Here is a 20,156-nt window from a genome sequence, read left to right on the forward strand (position 1 = left end):
GTTGCGGATTGATCACGCGTGCGGGCAAAGTGAGCGGGGCCGGTGGCCGGGGGCGCTCCCGGCGGCCCGGCCGGACGGCCGGGCCGGATCATGGGCGCATGCGCCCTGACGACTGGCAACTGACCCACGACCCGGACGAGTTCACGGCCCGCGCGGCAGGCTTCCTGCACTCCCGCCCGGCCCTGCACACGGTCCCGCTGACGGTGCTGGACGCGCTGCGCGGCCGGGGCCTGCACCTGTACGGCGAGGAGGCCCCGCTGTTCGGCGTGCTGCGGGACACGGAGCACGGCATCCGCGCCGCGTTGCTCCACACACCCCCGTTCCCGCTCCACCTCACGCCGATCGGCCCGGACGGCGCCGAGGCGCTGGCGGCCCGCCTGGCCGACGCGGGCCACCCGCTCGCCGGCGTCTCCGGCGAACGCGGCGCGGCGGCGGCCTTCTCCGCGGCCTGGCGGCGGCGAACCGGCACGCCGGCCCGGATCGAGCGGCGTCAGCGGCTCTACGAGCTGGCCGAGCCGAGTGCCCCGCAGCCGCCCCCCGCAGGCCGGGCCCGGGTGGCCGGTCCGGCGGACCGGGACCTGCTGATGCGCTGGTACGACGAGTTCAAGGACGCGGTCGGGCAGAGCGCCGGCCAGGGCGCGGGTCCCTGGGCCGACGCCCGCGTCGCCCGCGGCGGCCTCACCCTCTGGGAGACCCCCGACGGCACGCCCGTCTCCATGGCGGGCGCGACCCCGGAGACGGCGGGCCAGGTCCGGGTGGCCCCGGTGTACACGCCGGCGCACCTGCGCGGCCACGGCTACGCGGGCGCGGTGACGGCGGAGGTGAGCCGCACCGCCGTGGCGGCCGGGGTGGCCCACGTACTGCTCTTCACCGACCTCGCCAACCCGACCAGCAACCGTCTCTACCAGCGGATCGGATACCGGGGCGTGGCGGACTTCGCGGTGTGGGCGTTCGGGGACTGAACGCGTCCCTGAACGAGGGGGGTCACGGCCACAGGAGGTTCTTGCTCCAGCCGAACTCCGTACGCCGGTACTCGAGGCGTACGTGACGGCGGTCGGGGTCGCCCTGGAAGAACTCCACCGCCTCCGGCCGCAGCCGGTACAGGGTCCAGGTGGGGGAGGGCTCGGACGGGTTCTCGCGGGCCCTCGCCCAGGCCGCCTCCGAGACCTGCCGCAGCTCCTCCAGCGAGGACAGGTCCTCGCTCTGCCGGCCGGTCAGGGCCGCCGCCAGCGCGCCCGTCGAGCGCGCGTGCAGGTCCGCCAGGCTCTCGTGCGACGGGGCCGACGCCACCGTGCCGCGCACCCGCACCTGGCGGCCCAGCGCCGGCCAGTAGAAGGCCAGGGCCGCGTAGGGGTGGGCGTCCAGGGCGCGGCCCTTGCGGCTCGTCGAGTGGCTCCCGAAGGACCAGCCGTCCGCGTCGGCGCCGTGCATCATGACGATGCGCACGTCGGGCCGGCCCTCCTCGTCCGTCGTGGCCAGCGACATCGTGTGCGGCTCCGGCTGCCCGGCCTCCACCGCCTCCGCGAACCAGCTCGTGAACAGGGGCAGCGGCGTCGGGGGAGCCGTGTCCGGGTCGAAGGGGCGCAACTCGGTGGCCCCGGGGGCCCAGACCCGCAGGGACCGCAGCATGTCGTGGAGATCCTTCTGTGCCATGGGGCGAGTATGGCCGCCGACGGCGGCCGTATTCACCCCGGACGCACCCCTTCCGGCCCAGCGCCGCCGCCACCGGTGGGCCGCCGGCCCTCAGAGCGTCGCCAGCCGCTCCACCAGCAGCAGCGCTCCGATGCCGAGCATCGCCGCACCCGAGGTACGGGTGACCGCGCGGGCCGCGGCCGGGCGGGCGGCCAGCAGGACGCGGGCGAGCGCGCCGACGGTGAGGTAGACGGCCGCGCAGCACGCCATGTGGAGCAGGCCCAGCGCCGCCGTCTGCGCGGGCACGGGCAGCCGGTCGCCGGTGAGGGTGAGGAACTGGGGGAGTACGGACAGGTAGAGCAGCAGGCCCTTGGGGTTGAGGCCGCTGATCGTCGCACCCCGCGGGAAGAGCCTCCCCTCGGCCGGCGGGCCGGCGTCCGCGTCCGGCACGGCCGGGCGGCGCAGCACCCCCCAGCCCAGCCACAGCAGATAGCCCGCGCCCACCACCGTCAGGGCCGTCAGCAACCGGGGCGAGCCCGCCACCAGGACCGCGAGGCCCGCCGTCGCCAGGACCGTGTGCAGGGCGTACCCGCAGACCAGACCCGCCACCGCGCGCGGTACCCGGCCGCCGCGCAGGGCGGTCGCGATCACGTACGCCCAGTCGGCGCCCGGCACGCACACCAGCAGCAGGTCGACGGCGAGGAAGGAGAAGAGCAGGCCCGGTTCCATACCGGCGACATTAGGCGTGAATGGACCGAAAGTGTTCCTGATGTTTGCTCGGCATCGCCTTCACTGAGGGAGAATATTGCTCATGGACGACGTTGACCGGAAAATCCTTGCCGAGCTCCAGCAGGACGGGCGGCTGACCGTGACCGAGCTGGCCGCCCGGGTGCGCCTGAGCGTCTCGCCCTGCCACCGGCGGCTGCGCGAGCTGGAGCGCTCCGGCGCCATCCAGGGCTACCGGGCGGTGGTGGACGCGGGCGCGCTCGGGCTGAACTTCGAGGCGCTGGTCTTCGTCTCGATGCGGCAGGAGGATCGCGACACCGTCGCCGAGTTCGAGCGGGCGGTCGGCGAGCTGGACCATGTCCTGGACGCCCAGCGGCTGTTCGGCGAGCCCGACTACCTGCTCCGGGTGGCCACCGCCGACCTCGCCGCCTTCCAGCGGCTGTACGACGAACGCCTGGCGACCCTGCCCGGGGTGCAGCGGCTCACCTCGACACTCGTGATGAAGCACGTGGTCCGGGACCGGCCGCTGCCGGCTGGGCGGGGCTAGCGCGCGAGCCCGTCCCCGAAGCGCTGGAGCCGATGCGGACCCGGACCCGTGAAAAAGCAGGCGGTGGCCCACTCGGGTGAGCCACCGCCTGCCAGACAGGACCTGGAATCCGGACGAAGGTGCGTCCGCTATCGGCTCGGCTTCTTGCCGGTCACGCCCAGGTGGACCAACAGCGCGAGATTGGGCTTGAGTTCGGCCTGCTTGACGCCCCAGGAGGAGAAGCCCTTCTGGTGCGCGGCGACCGAGGCGAGCATCGTGACCAGCGAGCCCGCGATCGCCGCCGGGTTCACGTCCTTGTCCACCCGGCCCTTGGCCTGCAGTTCGCCGATCGACTCCGCGAGGGAGCCGTTCACCGAGTTGAGGATCTTCATGCGGATCTTGTAGAACCGTTTGTCCCCCTCGGCCGCGCCGAGGTCGATCACGCGCAGGATGGCGTCGTTGCGCCGCCAGAACTCCAGGAAGCCGTCGACGAGTTCCTGCGCGGTCTGCCAGCCGGACTTGCCGGCCCAGGAGCGTCCCTCGAGCAGTTCCGTCAGCCCGGCGCCCTCGGCCGCCATGTGCTCGGCGATCTCCAGCACGGCCCCTTCGACGTCCGGGAAGTACTGGTAGAAGGTCGCGGGCGAGGTGCCTGCCTTCCGGGCGACATCGATGACCTTGACGTCCCGGTAGGGGGAGGAGCTGAGCATCTCGCTGAGGCAGTCGAGCAGCTTCTGCCGGGTCGCCTGCCCACGTCTGCCGGCCACGCGGCCGTCGACGGTACGCACTTGTCCTGTCATGTCGTCAGCTTACCGACGGGTGATCTGAGCGCGATTCGGCCGACTGCAAATGGGGTGCACGGGGGAAACGGGCATGGTGTGGCTGGTCTGCGGGCTGCGCGCGACCCCGCTACTTTGACGGCATGGCCGAAAACAGGGCATCCGCGAACGAAGAGGCGTACCCCGAGGGCGTCCCCTGCTGGGTGGACGCCGAGCTGCCCGACGTCGAGGCGGGCAAGCGGTTCTACGGCGAGCTCTTCGGGTGGGACTTCGAGGAGTCCTACGGCTCCTCGGTGTGGGCGCTGCTGAACGGCGACCGCGTCGCCTCGCTGGCCCCCAAGACCGACGGCCGCATGCCCACGGTGTGGACCGTCTCCTTCGCCACCTCAAACGCCCGGGCCCTCGGCCGGCGGATCGTCGAGGCCGGCGGGCAGGTGGTGATGGCCCCGTTCCCGGTGGGTGACCTCGGCACCGCCGCCCTCGTGACCGACCCCGAGGGCGCGGTGTTCGCCCTGTGGCAGCCCGGCGCCCACTCCGGCTTCGGCCGGCGCCGCGAGCCGAACACGTTCGTCTGGGCCGAGCTGTACGCCCGGGACACGGCCGCCGCCAACACCTTCTACGGCGACCTCTTCCACGACGCCCTGTTCGGCACCGAAACCGAACCCGACTTCGGCCGTGCGGACGTCACCGAGGTCTTCCCGGCCGAGATGCCCCCGCACTTCCTGGTCCACTTCCGCGTCACCGGCCTTGACGACGCCCTCGGCGCCGTGCGGCGGCTCGGCGGCCGGGTGCAGAAACCGCCCTTCGAGACGTCGTACGGACGAGTGGCCGTCGTCACCGACAATCAGGGGGCGTCGTTCGCCCTGCTGGAGCGGTGAGGCAGAGTGCCGCGACGATGAAATGACCTTATTCGGCATGAGACACCCCGATTCGTCACCGGGTTCGCAACCGGTCGCCCGGCCAGGAAGAATCAGGGTGCGTGCCGCCATGGCGGTGCGGTGGTGAGACGCTGCACTTCGGTCGCGTACATATGTGGGTGGCGCGGCTCGTACGGGGAGGTGGCAGGCAAGTGGTGGATCAGCTGACACAGCACGATCCGCGGCGGATCGGGCCGTTCGAGGTGCTGGGCCGGCTGGGCGCCGGCGGCATGGGGCTGGTCTATCTGGCACGCTCGGCGTCCGGCCGGCGCGTGGCGATCAAGACGGTCCGCACCGAGCTGGCCGAGGACCAGCTCTTCCGGGTCCGCTTCACCCGCGAGGTGGAGGCGGCCCGCGCGGTCTCCGGCTTCTACACGGCCGCCGTGGTGGACGCCGACCCCCGCGCCGCCGTGCCCTGGCTCGCGACCGCCTACGTCCCCGCGCCCTCCCTCGAGGAGATAGTGAACGAGTGCGGCCCGCTCCCGGCGCAGGCGGTGCGCTGGCTGGCGGCGGGCGTGGCCGAGGCCCTGCAGTCCATCCACGGCGCGGGCCTGGTCCACCGCGACCTGAAGCCGTCCAACGTCCTCGTCGTCGAGGACGGCCCCCGGGTGATCGACTTCGGCATCGCCTCCGGTGTCTCCAACACCCGCCTGACGATGACCAACGTCGCCGTCGGCACCCCCGCCTACATGTCTCCCGAGCAGGCGAAGGACTCCCGCAGCGTCACCGGCGCCAGCGACGTCTTCTCGCTCGGTTCGATGCTGGTCTTCGCCGCCACCGGCCACCCGCCCTTCCACGGCGCCAACCCGGTCGAGACGGTGTTCATGCTGCTCCGCGAGGGCCCGGACCTCACCGGCCTGCCGGACGAGCTGCGTCCGCTGATCGAGTCCTGCATGCAGATGGAGGCCACCGGCCGGCCCAACCCCGCGGACCTCCAGGCCCAGCTCGCCCCGCACCTGTTCGGCTCCGGCTCCGACGACAGCGGTACCGCCTCCGCCTGGCTGCCCGAGAAGGCGGTCGGCCTCATCGAGACCCGCCGCGGCGGCCGCCCCACCGCCAAGCCGGCCCCCACCGCCCCCGGCCCGCGCAGCGGCGGCCGGGCGGCCGTGCCCCCGCCGCCGTCCTACGACCCCGCCGTCCCGGCCTCCGCGGCGGCCGGGGCCCCCGACACCGGACCGGTCCGGCTGGCGGGCGCGGCCGTGCCCATCGGCCCCGGCCCGCGCGTCGCCGACGCCCGCGCCGCCGCCGTCAAGGCGCCCCCGCCGGAGGCCGGCCTCGTCGCCGGCTGGTCCCGGCCCCGCCAGGGCGTCGCCGGCGCCGACCCCGCCGTGCCGCCCGTCCCGGCCGTGCCCCCGGAGACGGCGAACGGCTGGCGCCCCTGGCGCTTCCGCATGTCCAACGACGTCTGGGGCACCCCGTCGGTCGACGGCGAGCTGGTCTACGTCACGTCCTTCGAAGTGCACGCGCTGGACGTGGCCACCGGCCGCCGCCGCTTCAAGACGCGGGACGTGGCCTGGTCCATGGCGGTCGCGGACGGCCGGATCCACGCCTCCGACGGACCCACCCTGTTCGCGCTGGACGCCCGTGAGGGCGGCGACCTGTGGCGGGTGAACACGGACGCCTGGGTGTACTCCCTGCACGCCGACCACGGCACGGTCGTCACCGGCACCCGGGGCGGCGGCGCCCAGGGCTGGGAGGCGGCGAACGGCCGGAAGCTGTGGGAGATCAGCGGCTGCCAGACCGACTTCGAGTCCCCGGAGGCCGGCCCCGCCGTCCATGACGGCACCGTCTACGTCTGGCAGGACGCCCGGCTGCGCGCCCTGGAGGCCCGTACCGGCGAGGAGCGCTGGTCGTACCCGATCGGCGACGCGGCCTCCTGCGGCGGTGTACCGGTCCGCATCACCCCGGCACCCGACGGCTACGTGTACGTCTCCGCCGGCACCCGGGTCCTCGCGATCGAGGTGGCGAGCGGTCTGGTGCGCTGGCACTTCGAGGCCCCCGCGGTCTTCCTCTGCCCGCCCGCCTTCGCGCCCGGCCCCGCCGTCACCGGCGGCGGCGTCTACCTCGCCGACTACCTCGGCACGGTCTACGCCCTGGACGCCACCGACGGCCGCGACCGCTGGCGCATCGCCACCGAGTCCCGCTCCTCCGTCGAGCCGGTCCTGGTGGCGGCCGGCCATGTGCACGTGGGCAGCGGCAAGGGGCTGTACACCCTGGACGCCGTCACCGGCACCCCCAAGTGGCGCTTCCAGTCCGGCGGGGACGTCGTGGGCACCCCCGTGGTCGCCGAGGGCCGCATCCACTTCGGCTCCACCGACCACCTCCTGTACACCCTCAAGTCCGACGACGGCCGTCTGCGCTGGAAGCTCGCCACCGGCGGTGAGATCACCGGCTCCCCGGTCGTCCGGGACGGGGTGGTGTACGCGTGCAGCAAGGACCGGTGCGTGTACGCGCTGGACGCGGAGAAGGGGACCGGCACGGCGCGGACCACGTGACGCGCGGGACGGCCGCCGCCCGGGTACGGGACGGCGGCCGTGCGGTGACATGGCCGTGACAGTCGGCCGATAGGGTGACGGTATGCAACGACGTGGTCACACACTCAGGCTCGCGGCGGTGTCGGCGCTGGTGGTGCTCGCCCTGACCGGCTTCACGGGCCGGCACGGGCACGGGCGCGGCCACTCCGGCGGAGGCGGCTGCAGCAGCTCCAGCCAGGACCACGACTCCTCGTCGGGCGTCGGGAAGACCGGCTCCGGCCGCTACCACGACTACGACGACGACTACTACGGCAACACCACCGGGGGAAGCACGTCCGGCAGCCGCGGCGGAACCTACGGCACGCCCAGTCCGACGCCGTCCCTGAAGGCCGCGAGGGCGAGGCTCGTGAGCTGCGCGACGCGGAAGGCCCCGTACGCGACCGTCGAGGTCACCAACCCCAACGCCGTCCAGGGCTACTTCACCGTACGGGTCGAGTTCGACGACGAGCGGGGCTCGGCCGTCGCCGACAACACCACGACGGTCACCGTCCCGGCCAAGGGCACGGCCCGCGCCGAGGTGGAACTCGTCAACAGCCTCGGGGACCGGGACGACGGACTCGTCCTCGGGGTCCGCCACTGCAAGGCGAACCCGGTGGCGCGGCCGGTGGGCTGACGCCCCCCGGACACACCTCGGCCGCGACGGCTCCCCCTCCGCGCCGCCGCGGCCGTTCCCCCGCTGGGAGTCAGGTCTACTTGCCGTTCAGGTCCAGCGCCGGCGGGGCCGGTGCGTGCTGGTCCAGCGTGGTGATCTCCTCGGCCGCCTTGGGCGGGGCCGGTGCGTGCTGGTCCAGCGTGGTGATCTCCTCGACCGCCTTGGGCGGCGCAGGAGCGTGCTGGTCCAGGGTGGTGATCTCCTCGGCCTTCTTGGCTTCGCTCATGGCGGGACTCCCCGATAGACAGATGACTCGCTGGGTGGGCCCACCCGTTCGGCAACTCCCCCGAGGGCTGCCGAACGGGCGTTCCGGAGGCCTCAGAGTAGCCGTGAGGCCCAGGAGATCCGTCTGCCCCCCGACACGGCGGATCGCTTGGAAAAGAGTGGCAGCGGCCCATAAACGTTCGATGAACGCTCCCGGCAACCGCCTAGGCGGCTGCGAGTGGAGTGAGCAGCATCCGGACCTCGTCCGCTTCGGACGAAGCCGTCGCCTCGTAGATCCGCAGAGCGTCGAGCCAGCAGGCGCGGGCCCGGTCCGGCTGCCCGATGGCCTCCAGCGCCTTGCCCAGAATGGTCAGGGCGTTGGCCCGCATCCAGTCGCCGCCGATGCAGCCGATCGCCAGTGCCTGCTCGGCGTGCTGGGCCGCCTGGGCCGGACGGCGTGCTGCCAGATGTACCTGCGCGATGCGGAAGTGCGTGGTGCCCTCCCAGAGACGCTGACGGCTCTCCACGAAGATGCGCAGCGCCTTCTCGAGCTGTTCCAAGGCGTCCGGCAGCCTGCCGGCCTGCGTGAAGACGATTCCCGAGGCGTAACGCGCGTTGGCGAGGCGCACGGACATGCCGAGCTCGTCGTAGATCTTGATCCCGCGCTGGGCGAGCTCGATGGCCTGTGCGCCGCGGCCCATCGACGCCAGTGAGCGCGAGAGGTTGCAGACCGCGCTCGCCTCGCCGGGCTTGTTCTCGTCGTTCTGGAAGGCCCTCACCGCCCTCAGGAGGTAGCCCTCCGCGTCGGCGTACAGGGAGCGGCAGATGGCGATGATGCCCAGCTGATTGGGGGCGGTGCTGCTGGACCAGGGATCGTTGGCGGCCTCGTTGAGCAGATCCGCCCTCTTGGCCTCCTGCTCCGCCTCCTCGAACCGGCCCGCCTGACTGAGGACTTGGGCCAACGTGATGCGCGACCGCGTCTCGGCGTGCTGGTCCCCGGCGGCCGCGGCCGCGTCACACGCCGCGATGGCGGTCGTCTCGTACCGCCGGGAGCCGGCCCCGGACTCCGCCAGATCTATGGTGGTCAGCAGGAGGTCGACGGCGCGGCGCAGCGTCGCGGGCCGCAGCGACTGCTGGACGCAGGCGAGAAGGGGTTCCGCTTCCGCGTGCAGCCAGTCCGTCGCCTCCGAGGCGTCGGAGAACCGCTGACCGTCGTACCGGGTCCGCTCGAGATGGGCGACGGTCCGATCCCCCGGCCGCTCGAGCGCGTAGACCCCGGCCGCCGTGGCCAGATAGAAGTCCAGCAACCGCGACATCGCCGCCTCCCGCTCGCTCGGCGGCTGCTCGTCCCGTTCCGCGCAGGAGCGGGCGTAGAGGCGGACCAGGTCGTGGAAGCGGTAGCGGCCGGGGGCCGCGGATTCCAGGAGCGAGGTGTCGACCAGGGACTCCAGCAGGTCCTCCGTGTCCTCCGGGGGAAGGTCGAGGACCGCTGCCGCCGCCGCCAGGGACATGTCGGGACCGTCGGCGAGGCCCAGCAGACGGAACGCCCGGGCCTGGGCCGGCTCCAGCTGGCCGTAGCCCAGCTCGAAAGTGGCCTTGACCGCCAGGTCACCCGCCTGCAGCTCGTCCAGCCGGCGCCGCTCGTCCGCCAGCTTGGCGGCGAGGACCGAGACCGTCCAGGTGCGGCGCGCCGCCAGGCGGGACGCGGCGATACGGATCGCCAGGGGCAGGAAGCCGCACGCCGCGACCACGTCCAGCGCGGCCTCCCGCTCCGCCGTCACCCGCTCGTCGCCGACGATCTTCGTGAAGAGGGCCAGGGCCTCGTCGGGGGACATGACGTCCAGGTCCACCAGATGGGCGCCGGCCAGATCCACCATCCGCACCCGGGAGGTGACGAGCGCCGCGCAGCCCTCCGTGCCCGGCAGCAGGGGCCGCACCTGGGCCGCGTCCTTCGCGTTGTCCAGCAGCAGCAGGACCCGGCGCCCGTCGAGCACCGAGCGGTACAGGGCCGCCCGCTCCTCCAGGCTGTCCGGGATCGCGGAGTCCGCCGTGCCCAGCGCCCGGAGGAACGAGCCCAGCACCGTCTCCGGCTCGGCGGAGCGCGGGCCGGCGCCCTGCAGGTCCACGTACAACTGGCCGTCGGGGAAGGCGGAACGCGCCCGGTGCGCGACGTGCACCGCCAGTGTCGTCTTGCCCACGCCGCCGATCCCGGCCAGCGCGGAGACGGCCATCACCCGGCCCTCCGCCTCGGACGCCGACGCCAGCACCTCGCTCAGCTCGTCCACGAAGGCCGCGCGGCCGGTGAAGTCGGGCACCGAGGCCGGGAGCTGTGCCGGGCGGACCGCCACCACGGCGGGCTCCGCGGCCGGGGCGGACGGCTCGGCCAGGGCCGGGTCCGCCTGGAGGATGCGCTGCTGGAGTTCCCGCAGGCCGGGGCGCGGTTCGACGCCCAGTTCCTCGTCGAGCAGCCGGCGGGTGTCCGCGTAGACCGCGAGGGCCTCCGCCTGGCGCCCGCTGCGGTACAGCGCCAGCATCAGCAGCTCGCGCAGGCGTTCACGCAGCGGATGCGCGGCCGTCAGGGCGGTCAGTTCCGAGACCGCCTCGGCGTGGCAGCCCTGCTCCAGGTCCATGTCCAGCCGGGACTCCAGGAGTTGCAGCCGCCACTCCTCCAGACGCACCCGCTGTGCCTCCGCGTACGGCCCGGGGACGCCCGCCAGCGGCTCGCCGTCCCACAGGGCCAGGGCGCGGCCCAGCGCCTCCCGGGCACTCCTCAGGTCCCCGGTACCGCGCGCCTTGTCCGCCTCCGTCGCCAGTTCCTGCGCCGTCGCCAGGTCCAGCGCGCCCTCGCCGAGGCCCCGTACCGCGTATCCGCCCGACTCGCTCACCAGGACGCCGGGCCCGAGGACCTTGCGGAGCCGGGAGGCGTACGTGCGCACCGCCGCCAGCGCCTGGGACGGTGGCTCGGTGCTCCAGAGCGCGTCGATGAGTTCCGCGGCCGTCGCCGTGCGGCCCTCGCGCAGCAGCAGGGCGGCCAGCAGGGCGCGCTGCTGAGGTGAGCCGGTGTTCAGCGTCTCCGCGCCGCGCCAGGCCCGCACCGGACCGAGCACCCCGAATCGCGTCGCCTCCGGTTCCGCGACGGCCGCGGAGCCGGGACGCCGCTGCTCAGGCACTCGCGGCCCACCGTCCATGCGTTCGACCCCCTAGGACCTGTCATCCCGAACAACCCCGTCAGTTTGCCTTGTTCGGGGCGGTTGCGTCAGCAGCGGGAGACGCCGATCACAGACCGGTACACCTGGGTCCACATGGTCTGCACACGGTCTCCTCAGATGGAGGGCCGGTCCTTCGGTTGACCGCGGGCCGGGGGCGGTCGCGCTCAGTCCGCGAGGTCCACCCGCACCGTCAGCAGATGCGTGCCGAACGCCCGTACCGCCGCGCTGTTGAAGCGGGGCAGCGAGCGCAGGCGGGCCACGGCGTCGTCGTCGGGCAGCAGATGGGCGGTGCCGTGGTGCCAGCGGCCGGCGACACGGACCCGGACGTGCGGGTCGGCCTGGATGTTGCGCACGTACTGCGACCTGTAGCCGAACTCCGAGACCATCCAGAAGGATTCACCGGTCCGGCGCCCGCCCACCGGCGTCCGCCGCGGCTCACCGCTCACGCGGCCGGTGGTCTCCAGCAGGGTCTGGAAGGGCAGGCGCCGGTTGAGCGGATTGGCGAGATACCGCTGGAACCGGGTGACGACGCGCTGCTTGAGGTCCGCACGCTCTGGCATGTCCCTGGATCTCCTGCTCTCCGACGGCCCCGAGGGACCCCGCACGGACGGTGCGCCGACCGCGTGCGGGCCCTGTGACACCTGGACTTTCCTGTGACTGACGCGTGTTAGCCTCCCCCGCGGTCATGAACCATCGCAACGGGGGAGCTCGATGGGCGCGTCTGCGGACGGCTACACGGTCAGGTCCGGTGTGTCCGGACAGGCGAAGGAACTGGACGGGGCGGGCGACGGCACCGGGAAGATCCGCAAGGTGATCGCCCCCGGCCTCTGCTACACGGACGACGCCCTCGGCGGCCCCGACGCGGCCACGGCCTTCAACGCGTACGCCGCCGCCTGGGAGGCGGAGGCCCGCACCCTGGAGTCGGCGCTGCACGAACTGGCGGACAAGGTCCGGCTCGCCAAGGGCGCCTACGACGGAAGCGACGCACTGGTGGACACCGGTGTCCGCAGCGTGCCCGTGGCCGACGGCCGCGTCACCGCCATGCCCGCACACGCCGCCCGCCCGTCGGCGCTGTCGGGTTACTGAGGGGGCGCGCGATGACGACGGAGGGCACCACCGACCGCCGCAAGCGGCTCGCGGGCCTGGCCAGGAGCATCTCCTCGGCCGGCAGCAAGAACGACCTGATCGACGCGATCGACGACGCCCTCGCGGTGTCGCCCCCGATGGGCGACCACGCGACGCTGGAGTCGCTGGCCAGGACGTACCGCGGTCAGGTCGAGAAGGCCAACGACGTGCGGGACCGTGTCGACAAGGTGGCCCGCAAGGGCCTGCCGGAGGTGTGGGTCGGCCGGACGAGCGTCCTCGCCTCCGACGTGGTGTCCGCCGCCTCGCGGGACGCCCGGCAGATGGCCGAGGCGTTCGAGGGCGGCGCCAAGGCGCTGCTGAGCCTCGCCGACGCCGTCAAGGACGCGCGGGTCCAGGACCGTGACGGACGGACCAAGCTGCACTCGGCCCGCACGATGCTCGGCGGCAGGGACGGTTTCTTCGACGACTGGCACGAGGACGACGAGGAGGAGAGCACCCGGCTGAAGGCCCGCTCGGTCGCCTCCGCCGGCGCCGGCCTGCTGCTCAAGGCGGCGGACGCGGCCGACGACGCCGCCCGCGCCGCTGCCCGGGACCTCAACAAGTGGGCGTCGGAGGCACGGGCCGGGAAACTGGACACGAACGGGCTGACGGCGGCGGACCGGCTGGCCCTGGCCGACGTCGGCAACGTGGGCGGCGACCCGGAGCTGAACGAGATCCTCACGGCCAACGACCTCGAACGCTCCGGCCACGCCATGGACCGGCTCCCGGCCGCCGACCGGGCCCGGATGGACCGGCTGCTGGCCGACGCCTCGACGCCGCAGGAGAAGGCGTACCTCATGAAGGCCCTGGCGGCCGGGTACTCCGTCGACGAGGTCGAGGAGTTCGGCGGCAAGATCCACGGCCGGGACGCGGTCTGGCTGCGGGAGCACCTCGCGCCGGTCTCGACGGGCAATGGCCCGTCGGCCACGGGCCAGGAGAACCAGGACTTCGACGGCAGGCTGTGGGACCAGGACGGCGAGACCTGCGTGCCCTCCTCCACGGTCACCGCGCGGGCCATCGTCGACCCGGTCTACGCCCTGGAGCTGACCGGCGGTCCCGACGGCACCGACGACGACCCGGACCACTTCCGTGAGCGCCTGACCGACGAGCAGTTGCGGCTGCACGAGGAGGGCGACGGCGACAACTCGGGCTGGCTGTGGGACCGCAAGCCGGCCGGCATGGACTCGGACGGGCAGGTGGAGATCTCCGAGAAGGAGCTCAGTCCGCACACCGGCGACCACTACGAGAGCCAGGACATGGGCGGCGAGGACGACCGGCGGGACGTGCTGCCCGACATCGAGCGGTCCGTCGCCGAGGGCAAGCCCGTGCCCATCAACATCGAGCGGTACGACGACAACGACGACTGGCACGGCCACAGCATGATGATCATCGGCCAGGAGGGGGACAGGCTCCAGATCTACAACCCCTGGGGCACCACCACCTGGGTCAGCGAGGAGGACTTCGTCAAGGGGGACCTCAGCGCCGCGGCGGACGACCGGTACTCGGCCGCGCACAAGGGCAATGTCAACCGCGTCTACATCCAGCAGGACTGAGCAACCGTGAACATGCGCACCGCACTGATCCCCCTGGCCGCGGCCGGAGTCCTCGCCCTGGCCGGCTGCGGCTCCTCGGGCGGGGCCGACGAGTACGGCACCGAGAAGCGCGCCGTCACGGTGGACGCCGGGGACGAGTTCACCCTGAAGGTCCCCGCGAACCCCGCGCTCGGGCAGAACTGGTACCTGGCCGGGCCCCGGCCGGACGGGCACGTGCTGAAGTACCGCGGCAAGCGCGAGGACGAGGAGGGCGGCGGCGGTCTCATCGGCGGCGGCGACGGCACCCAGTTCTTCGACTTCACGGCGCTCGAGCCCGGCAGGACCACCGTGAAGCTCCTGCACTGCCCGATGGGAAGCTGCCACAGCGGCACCGAGACGGCCTACCCGTACCCGAGCGCCTCCGGCTCCGGTACCGCCTCGTCGAGCCCGTACCCGACGGCGACGGGCACCCCGGACGACAGGCCGGCGTTCTTCGTCTACACGATCACGGTCCGCTGACCCACCCCAGAACCGGAAAGCGCCGCCCATGCCCTCCGCACCCCGCACCGACGACGAGGTCCTCGCCACCACCGACGTGGCCGTCCTGCTCCGCTACGGCCTCACCCAGGACGCGTTCCGCGCCGCGCTGTGCGGTGACGGCGCCGTCGCGGCCGCCGTCACCCTGGACCGGCTGGGCGTGGTGGCGCGTTCGGTGGCCTACGTCGCCGAGATCGTCCGCGCCGGCGGCCTGCGGTGCGCCGCGGAGCTGACCGAGCCGCTGCCGTCCCGCGAGGCGTCCGTACTGCTGCTCGACTGGCTGGAGACGGCGGCGCGGGTCGCGGACACCCCGGAGGGCGAGGAGCGCACCGCCCGCTGGCTGGACACGGTCGCCGAGATCATCGGCCTGCGCCGGGACACCCGGGCCCGGAGCGGGAGGCCCTAGGGGGCGTCTCCCCGATCTTCGCGGGTCCGCGGCCGACTCCGTCGACCGGGACGACGACAACCTCTCCGTCCACGGCCGCATCGCCCTGGAGCACGGCCCGCGCTTCGGCGCGATGCGGCAGGAGTGGGCCGAGTGGGCGGCGGAGCAGATCAAGTAGCGCCGCGAGGGGCGGTGTTGGCGAGCGCGCCCGGGGCAGCGGCGGCGGGCCCCGTGCGTTGATCACCCCGAACGTATGCTCAAGGGATGACGACTTCCGCGTCCTCCGGAACCGGTCCCACCGAGAACTCCATGCGTCGCGCCCTCAAACGTGCCCGGGACGGCGTCGCCCTCGACGTCGCCGAGGCGGCGGTGCTGCTCCAGGCACGCGGCGAGGCGCTCACCGGTCTCGCCGCGTCCGCCGCCCGGGTACGTGACGCGGGCCTAGAGGCGGCCGGCCGTCCCGGCGTCATCACCTACTCGAAGAGCGTCTTCGTCCCCCTGACCCGGCTGTGCCGCGACAAGTGCCACTACTGCACCTTCGTCACCGTCCCCGGCAAGCTGCGCCGCGCGGGCCACGGGATGTTCATGTCCCCCGACGAGGTGCTGGACATCGCCCGCAAGGGCGCCGCCCTCGGCTGCAAGGAAGCCCTCATCACCCTCGGCGACAAGCCGGAGGACCGCTGGCCCGAGGCGCGCGAGTGGCTGGACGCGCACGGCTACGACGACACCATCGCCTACGTGCGGGCCGTCTCCATCCGCATCCTGGAGGAGACGGGCCTGCTGCCCCATCTCAACCCGGGCGTCATGACCTGGACGGACTTCCAGCGCCTGAAGCCCGTCGCCCCCTCGATGGGCATGATGCTGGAGACGACGGCCACCCGGCTCTGGTCCGAGCCCGGCGGCCCCCACCACGGCTCCCCGGACAAGGAACCCGCCGTACGGCTCAGGGTGCTGGAGGACGCCGGACGCTCCTCCGTCCCGTTCACCTCAGGCCTGCTGATCGGCATCGGGGAGACCTACGAGGAGCGGGCCGAGTCCCTGTTCGCGCTGCGCAAGGTCTCCCGGGCGTACCACGGCATCCAGGAACTGATCATCCAGAACTTCCGCGCCAAGCCGGACACGGCGATGCGCGGCATGCCGGACGCCGAACTCGACGACCTGGTCGCCACGGTGGCCGTGGCCCGGCACATCATGGGCCCCTCGGCCTGTCTGCAGGCCCCGCCCAACCTCGTCGACAGCGAGTACGGGCGGCTGATCGGCGCCGGCATCGACGACTGGGGCGGGGTGTCGCCCCTGACCATCGACCACGTCAACCCCGAGCGCCCCTGGCCGCAGATCGAGGAACTCGCCGCGAAGTCCCGGGCCGCCGGCTTCGAGATGCGCGAACGCCTCTGCGTCTACCCGGAGTTCGTCCGCCGCGGCGAACCCTGGCTGGACCCGCGGCTGCGCCCGCACGTCGGCGCGCTCGCCGATCCGGAGACCGGACTCGCGCTGCCGGACGCGGTGGTCGAGGGGCGTCCCTGGCAGGAGCCGGAGGAGGCGTTCACCGCCACCGGCCGTACCGACCTGCACACCGCGATCGACACCGAGGGCCGTACCGCCGACCGGCGCGCCGACTTCGACGAGGTGTACGGCGACTGGCAGGAGCTGCGCGAGGCGGCCGCCCCCGGCATGGCGCCGGAGCGCATCGACACCGACGTACGGCAGGCGCTGCGCACGGCCGCCGACGACCCGACCCGCCTGACCGACGCCGAGGCCCTGGCCCTGTTCCACGCGGACGGCCCGGCGCTGGACGCGCTGTGCCGGGTCGCCGACGACGTGCGCAGGTCGGCGGTGGGTGACGACGTGACGTACATCGTCACCCGCAACATCAACTTCACCAACGTCTGTTACACCGGCTGCCGCTTCTGCGCGTTCGCCCAGCGCCGTACCGACGCCGACGCCTACACGCTCTCCCTGGAGCAGGTCGCCGACCGGGCCCAGCAGGCGTGGGAGGTGGGCGCGGTCGAGGTGTGCATGCAGGGCGGCATCCACCCGGACCTGCCGGGCACCGCCTACTTCGACATCGCCAGGGCGGTGAAGGAGCGCGTCCCCGGCATGCACGTCCACGCGTTCTCGCCGATGGAGGTGGTCAACGGCGCTACCCGGACGGGCATGCCGATCCGCGAGTGGCTGGCCGCCGCCAAGGAGGCGGGCCTGGACTCCATCCCCGGCACGGCGGCGGAGATCCTGGACGACGAGGTCCGCTGGGTGCTCACCAAGGGCAAACTGCCCACGGCCACCTGGACCGAGGTGATCACGACCGCCCACGAGCTGGGCATCCGGTCGTCCTCCACGATGATGTACGGCCACGTGGACCAGCCCCGCCACTGGCTCGGCCACCTGCGCACCCTGGCCGGGATCCAGCGGGCGACGGGCGGCTTCACGGAGTTCGTCACCCTGCCCTTCATCCACACCAACGCGCCCGTGTACCTGGCGGGCATCGCCAGGCCGGGCCCCTCCACCCGGGACAACCGGGCGGTGACCGCGATGGCGCGGCTGCTGCTGCACCCCTGGATCCCCAACATCCAGACGAGCTGGGTGAAACTGGGCGCCGAGGGTGCCGCCGAGATGCTCCGCTCCGGCGCGAACGACCTGGGCGGCACGCTCATGGAGGAGACGATCTCCCGTATGGCCGGCTCCTCCTACGGCTCGTACAAGTCGGTCCGCGACCTGATCGCCGTGGCGGAGGCGGCCGGCCGGCCGGCGAAGCCGCGCACGACCCTGTACGGCGAGGTGCCCGAGGAGCGGCGGCGGGCGGCCGAGGCCTCCGACGGCCACCTGCCCGACCTGCTGCCGGTCCTGGACTGAGAGCGGACTGAGTACGATGATCCGACCCCGGTTCCGACAAGGGGATCCATAGCGGAGGAGATGCGTACCCGTGGCTGCCCGACTGCCCTCGTGGGCCTGGGTCTCCGGTCTGACGGTGGCGGCGACCGCGGCCGTCGTCGCCCTTGGCGTGCAGGCCGAGCACGGCCCGCACCCCACGGCCTCGGCGGTCAGGCCCGGCGCGTCGGCGTCGCCGCGCCCGCACGCGTCCGCGGACCCGAAGCCGTCGGCCCCGCCCGCCCTGCCCGACGGGTCCGGGTCGGGCCGCCGGATCGTCTACTCCGTCGGCGCGAAGCGGGTGTGGCTGGTCGACGCGACCGGACACGCGGCCCGCACCTTCACGGTGTGGCCGGGCACGGTGAGCCCGCCGCCCGGCCGCTACTCGGTCACCCTGCGCACCCAGTCCCTCAAGGGCTCGGACGGCGTCGAGATCGAGCACGTGATGTACTTCACCAAGGTGGAGGGCGTGAACATAGCCTTCTCAAACGCCCTCGACGGCTCCTCGCCCCCGCCGGCCGGCGGTCAGAAACTCGGCGGCATACGCATGCACAAGCAGGACGGCGCCGCCCTGTGGTCCTTCGGGGACACGGGCGCCAAGGTGACCGTGGTCAGCTAGCGCCGTCCCGCCGTCGGTCCGGCAGGAGGTTCACGATCAGCGCGACCCCGGTGAGCACGAGGACCCGGGTCGCCGCGTCCAGCCCGTTCCAGGTCTTCGACTGCCACATGGCGAACCACTCGCCGCCGATGGCGACGAACCCGGCGCCGAAGAGCAGCACGAGCATCAGCAGCCCGTAGGCGGAGAACCGCCGGGCCCGGTCGTGGTCCCGTCGCGCCCACAGGAAGGTGCCCGCTATCAGCACCAGCGCCGCCACCGTCTCCCAGGCGATGATCGCCACATAGGCGGTGTCCTGGAGTGCCGTGCTGGTGATCGCCCGCCACATCAGGCTGTCGTCCTTGAACGTCGTGTCCATCGCCAGCACATGCCGTACGAACTGCTGGTTGGTCCCGAAGTCGGTGATGTTCCCCAGTGCGACGAGTGCGATGTAGAGGGCGACGACGCCGGTGAGGACGCCGGCGGCCAGGTGTGCACCGGAACCGGAGGCGCGCGTGGTGGCGGTGGCTGCTGAGGTGGGGGTGGTGGTCATGGCTGGATTCTCCCCGTCGGCAGACCAGATCTCCCCTGCGCATCGCGCCAGAATCCGGTCTGGTTCAGGCCGAGTTCACGCCTCCGGAAGCGCCGGTGCGCACGGGCCCCGCGGGTCCGCCCGCCGACTGCCTCCCCGGACGGCGTGCAAGTGCTCACAGCTGTACGGGAATGACCGGGCGGGACCGATTCGCCCCAGTGAACAGGCCGTCCCCGGTCGATTACAGTGCTGGGCGTCGTACGAACGGACGGTGCCGAGGAGGCCTGCATGGAGGCGACGTCCGGCGCCGTCTGGGGGCGCGCCGAGCAGCAGGACTTCCGCAGCCGGGTACGCGGCGCCCTGCTCGGCGTGGCCGTCGGCGACGCGCTCGGCGGGCCCGCCGACGCGCTCGACCTGGACGAGATCCGGGCCGCGTACGGCGGGGAGGGCCTGCTCGACCTCGCCTTCGGGCACGGCAGACGCGGCTCGGTCACCCACCACACCCAGCTCACCCTCTTCACGGTGGACGGGCTGATACGGGCCCAGGTGCGCCGCGACACCGGCGCCTGGCACCCGCCGACCGATCTGCACCGGGCGTATCTGCGCTGGGCGGCCACCCAGCGGGACTGGGGACCCGACGAGCGCCGCAAGGACGACGGCTGGCTCGCCCGCGAGGAGTGGCTGTACGCCCGCCGGGACCCGACCCGGGCCCTGCTCCTGGGCCTCGGCGACGAGACCATGGGCACCCTGGACACCCCGAAGAACCCGGGCGAACTGGGCCCGGAGGCCGTCGCCCGCTCGGCGCCCTTCGGCCTCCTCGTCGGCTGGGAGCCCCAGCTCGTGGCGCAGCTCGCCGTGGAGTGCGCCGCCCAGACCCACGGGCACCCCATCGCCTACCTGTCGGCGGGCGCGTACGCGGTCATCGTGCACGGCCTCGCCCGCGGCGAGAGCCTGGACGCCGCCGTGCAGCGCGCCCTCGCCCTGCTCGCCGCGCGCCCCGGCCACCAGCCCGTCGCCGACGCCCTCCAGCACGCCCTCGGCGCGGTACGGCAGGGGCTGCCCGGCCCGGGCCGGGTGGAGGAGCTGGCCGGCGACGGTACCGCCGACGGACTGCTCGCCGCCGCCGTCTACTGCGCCCTGGTGGGGGAGGACGTACGCCACGGCCTGTGCCTGGCGGTCAACCAGAGCGGGCCCTCGGCCGCCGCGGGCGCCCTGACCGGCGGCCTGCTCGGCGCCCTCCACGGCGAGACGGCCCTGCCGCCGGCCTGGCTCGCCGAGCTGGAGGGCCGCCCGACCGTGCTGGAGCTGGCCGACGACTTCGCCATGGAGATGACCCAGGGCCCCGCCCTGCACGGCCCCGCCGGGTCCGCGCCGGGCTGGCTGGCCCGCTACCCCCGGGCCTGAGCCGT

At 73.3% G+C, this 20,156-nt stretch carries 19 protein-coding genes; 12 read left to right on the forward strand and 7 right to left on the reverse strand.

Going from position 1 to position 20,156, the window contains the following annotated elements; translation table 11 throughout:
- The first annotated feature begins 98 nt into the window (after positions 1-98).
- Positions 99-962: a GNAT family N-acetyltransferase gene (locus ACWCPN_RS08235; protein WP_451203423.1), complete on the forward strand. Its 864-nt coding sequence runs from the start codon at positions 99-101 to the stop codon at positions 960-962.
- A gap of 22 nt (positions 963-984) precedes the next feature.
- Here ACWCPN_RS08235 and ACWCPN_RS08240 read toward each other — a convergent pair whose 3' ends face one another.
- Together ACWCPN_RS08240 and ACWCPN_RS08245 are read right to left on the reverse strand one after the other, a co-directional pair.
- On the reverse strand, positions 985-1,653 hold the full coding sequence (locus ACWCPN_RS08240) for a pyridoxine/pyridoxamine 5'-phosphate oxidase (RefSeq protein ID WP_451203425.1): 669 nt from the start codon (positions 1,651-1,653) through the stop codon (positions 985-987).
- Between the two features lie 90 nt (positions 1,654-1,743).
- On the reverse strand, positions 1,744-2,361 hold the full coding sequence (locus tag ACWCPN_RS08245) for a LysE family translocator (protein WP_451203427.1): 618 nt from the start codon (positions 2,359-2,361) through the stop codon (positions 1,744-1,746).
- 82 nt (positions 2,362-2,443) lie between these two features.
- Between ACWCPN_RS08245 and ACWCPN_RS08250 the strand changes: the two genes are divergently transcribed.
- Positions 2,444-2,905, forward strand: coding sequence for an Lrp/AsnC family transcriptional regulator (locus ACWCPN_RS08250; RefSeq protein WP_451203429.1), 462 nt, complete (start codon positions 2,444-2,446; stop codon positions 2,903-2,905).
- A gap of 128 nt (positions 2,906-3,033) precedes the next feature.
- Here the strand turns inward: ACWCPN_RS08250 and ACWCPN_RS08255 are convergent, their stop codons facing one another.
- The gene (locus ACWCPN_RS08255) at positions 3,034-3,669 is read right to left on the reverse strand and encodes a TetR family transcriptional regulator (protein WP_365126304.1); all 636 of its coding nucleotides are present in this window, start codon (positions 3,667-3,669) and stop codon (positions 3,034-3,036) included.
- A 134-nt stretch (positions 3,670-3,803) separates the two neighbouring features.
- On the opposite strand from ACWCPN_RS08255, the gene ACWCPN_RS08260 reads away from it, so the two are divergent.
- The 3 genes from ACWCPN_RS08260 to ACWCPN_RS08270 all read left to right on the forward strand — a co-directional run bounded on the left by ACWCPN_RS08260 (position 3,804) and on the right by ACWCPN_RS08270 (position 7,724).
- Positions 3,804-4,538 carry a VOC family protein gene (locus ACWCPN_RS08260; RefSeq protein WP_451203430.1) on the forward strand — a complete coding sequence of 245 codons (735 nt, stop codon included), beginning with the start codon at positions 3,804-3,806 and terminating at the stop codon, positions 4,536-4,538.
- A gap of 191 nt (positions 4,539-4,729) precedes the next feature.
- Entirely contained in the window at positions 4,730-7,072 is a 2,343-nt protein-coding gene (locus tag ACWCPN_RS08265; RefSeq protein WP_451203432.1) for an outer membrane protein assembly factor BamB family protein, read from the forward strand.
- An 82-nt stretch (positions 7,073-7,154) separates the two neighbouring features.
- The gene (locus tag ACWCPN_RS08270) at positions 7,155-7,724 is read left to right on the forward strand and encodes a hypothetical protein (protein WP_451203434.1); all 570 of its coding nucleotides are present in this window, start codon (positions 7,155-7,157) and stop codon (positions 7,722-7,724) included.
- Positions 7,725-7,800: 76 nt separating this feature from the next.
- Here ACWCPN_RS08270 and ACWCPN_RS08275 read toward each other — a convergent pair whose 3' ends face one another.
- From ACWCPN_RS08275 to ACWCPN_RS08285, 3 genes are all read right to left on the reverse strand, one after another.
- Positions 7,801-7,989 carry a sigma-like protein gene (locus tag ACWCPN_RS08275; RefSeq protein ID WP_451203436.1) on the reverse strand — a complete coding sequence of 63 codons (189 nt, stop codon included), beginning with the start codon at positions 7,987-7,989 and terminating at the stop codon, positions 7,801-7,803.
- A gap of 202 nt (positions 7,990-8,191) precedes the next feature.
- The gene (locus tag ACWCPN_RS08280) at positions 8,192-11,155 is read right to left on the reverse strand and encodes a BTAD domain-containing putative transcriptional regulator (protein ID WP_451203438.1); all 2,964 of its coding nucleotides are present in this window, start codon (positions 11,153-11,155) and stop codon (positions 8,192-8,194) included.
- Positions 11,156-11,340: 185 nt separating this feature from the next.
- Entirely contained in the window at positions 11,341-11,736 is a 396-nt protein-coding gene (locus tag ACWCPN_RS08285) for a nitroreductase/quinone reductase family protein (protein ID WP_451203440.1), read from the reverse strand.
- Positions 11,737-11,887: 151 nt separating this feature from the next.
- Between ACWCPN_RS08285 and ACWCPN_RS08290 the strand changes: the two genes are divergently transcribed.
- From ACWCPN_RS08290 to ACWCPN_RS08315, 6 genes are all read left to right on the forward strand, one after another.
- Positions 11,888-12,262 carry a hypothetical protein gene (locus tag ACWCPN_RS08290; RefSeq protein WP_451203442.1) on the forward strand — a complete coding sequence of 125 codons (375 nt, stop codon included), beginning with the start codon at positions 11,888-11,890 and terminating at the stop codon, positions 12,260-12,262.
- A gap of 11 nt (positions 12,263-12,273) precedes the next feature.
- Positions 12,274-13,854, forward strand: a complete 1,581-nt coding sequence (locus ACWCPN_RS08295) for a peptidoglycan-binding protein (protein ID WP_451203444.1) — start codon at positions 12,274-12,276, stop codon at positions 13,852-13,854.
- A 12-nt stretch (positions 13,855-13,866) separates the two neighbouring features.
- Positions 13,867-14,352: a protease inhibitor I42 family protein gene (locus tag ACWCPN_RS08300; RefSeq protein ID WP_451203445.1), complete on the forward strand. Its 486-nt coding sequence runs from the start codon at positions 13,867-13,869 to the stop codon at positions 14,350-14,352.
- 28 nt (positions 14,353-14,380) lie between these two features.
- Positions 14,381-14,776, forward strand: coding sequence for a hypothetical protein (locus ACWCPN_RS08305; protein WP_451203447.1), 396 nt, complete (start codon positions 14,381-14,383; stop codon positions 14,774-14,776).
- 243 nt (positions 14,777-15,019) lie between these two features.
- Positions 15,020-17,605: a bifunctional FO biosynthesis protein CofGH gene (locus ACWCPN_RS08310; protein WP_451203449.1), complete on the forward strand. Its 2,586-nt coding sequence runs from the start codon at positions 15,020-15,022 to the stop codon at positions 17,603-17,605.
- A gap of 70 nt (positions 17,606-17,675) precedes the next feature.
- Positions 17,676-18,239 carry a hypothetical protein gene (locus ACWCPN_RS08315; RefSeq protein WP_451203451.1) on the forward strand — a complete coding sequence of 188 codons (564 nt, stop codon included), beginning with the start codon at positions 17,676-17,678 and terminating at the stop codon, positions 18,237-18,239.
- Here ACWCPN_RS08315 and ACWCPN_RS08320 read toward each other — a convergent pair.
- A complete protein-coding gene (locus ACWCPN_RS08320) occupies positions 18,232-18,768 on the reverse strand; it encodes a DUF2165 domain-containing protein (RefSeq protein ID WP_451203452.1) in 537 nt (178 codons plus the stop codon). The two genes, ACWCPN_RS08315 and ACWCPN_RS08320, sit on opposite strands and share 8 nt — an antisense overlap.
- 267 nt (positions 18,769-19,035) lie before the next feature.
- Here ACWCPN_RS08320 and ACWCPN_RS08325 point away from each other — a divergent pair, with 267 nt between their 5' ends.
- Positions 19,036-20,151 carry an ADP-ribosylglycohydrolase family protein gene (locus ACWCPN_RS08325; protein WP_365126244.1) on the forward strand — a complete coding sequence of 372 codons (1,116 nt, stop codon included), beginning with the start codon at positions 19,036-19,038 and terminating at the stop codon, positions 20,149-20,151.
- Positions 20,152-20,156 lie beyond the last annotated feature (5 nt).

The organism is Streptomyces sp. NPDC002386, assembly GCF_053593175.1.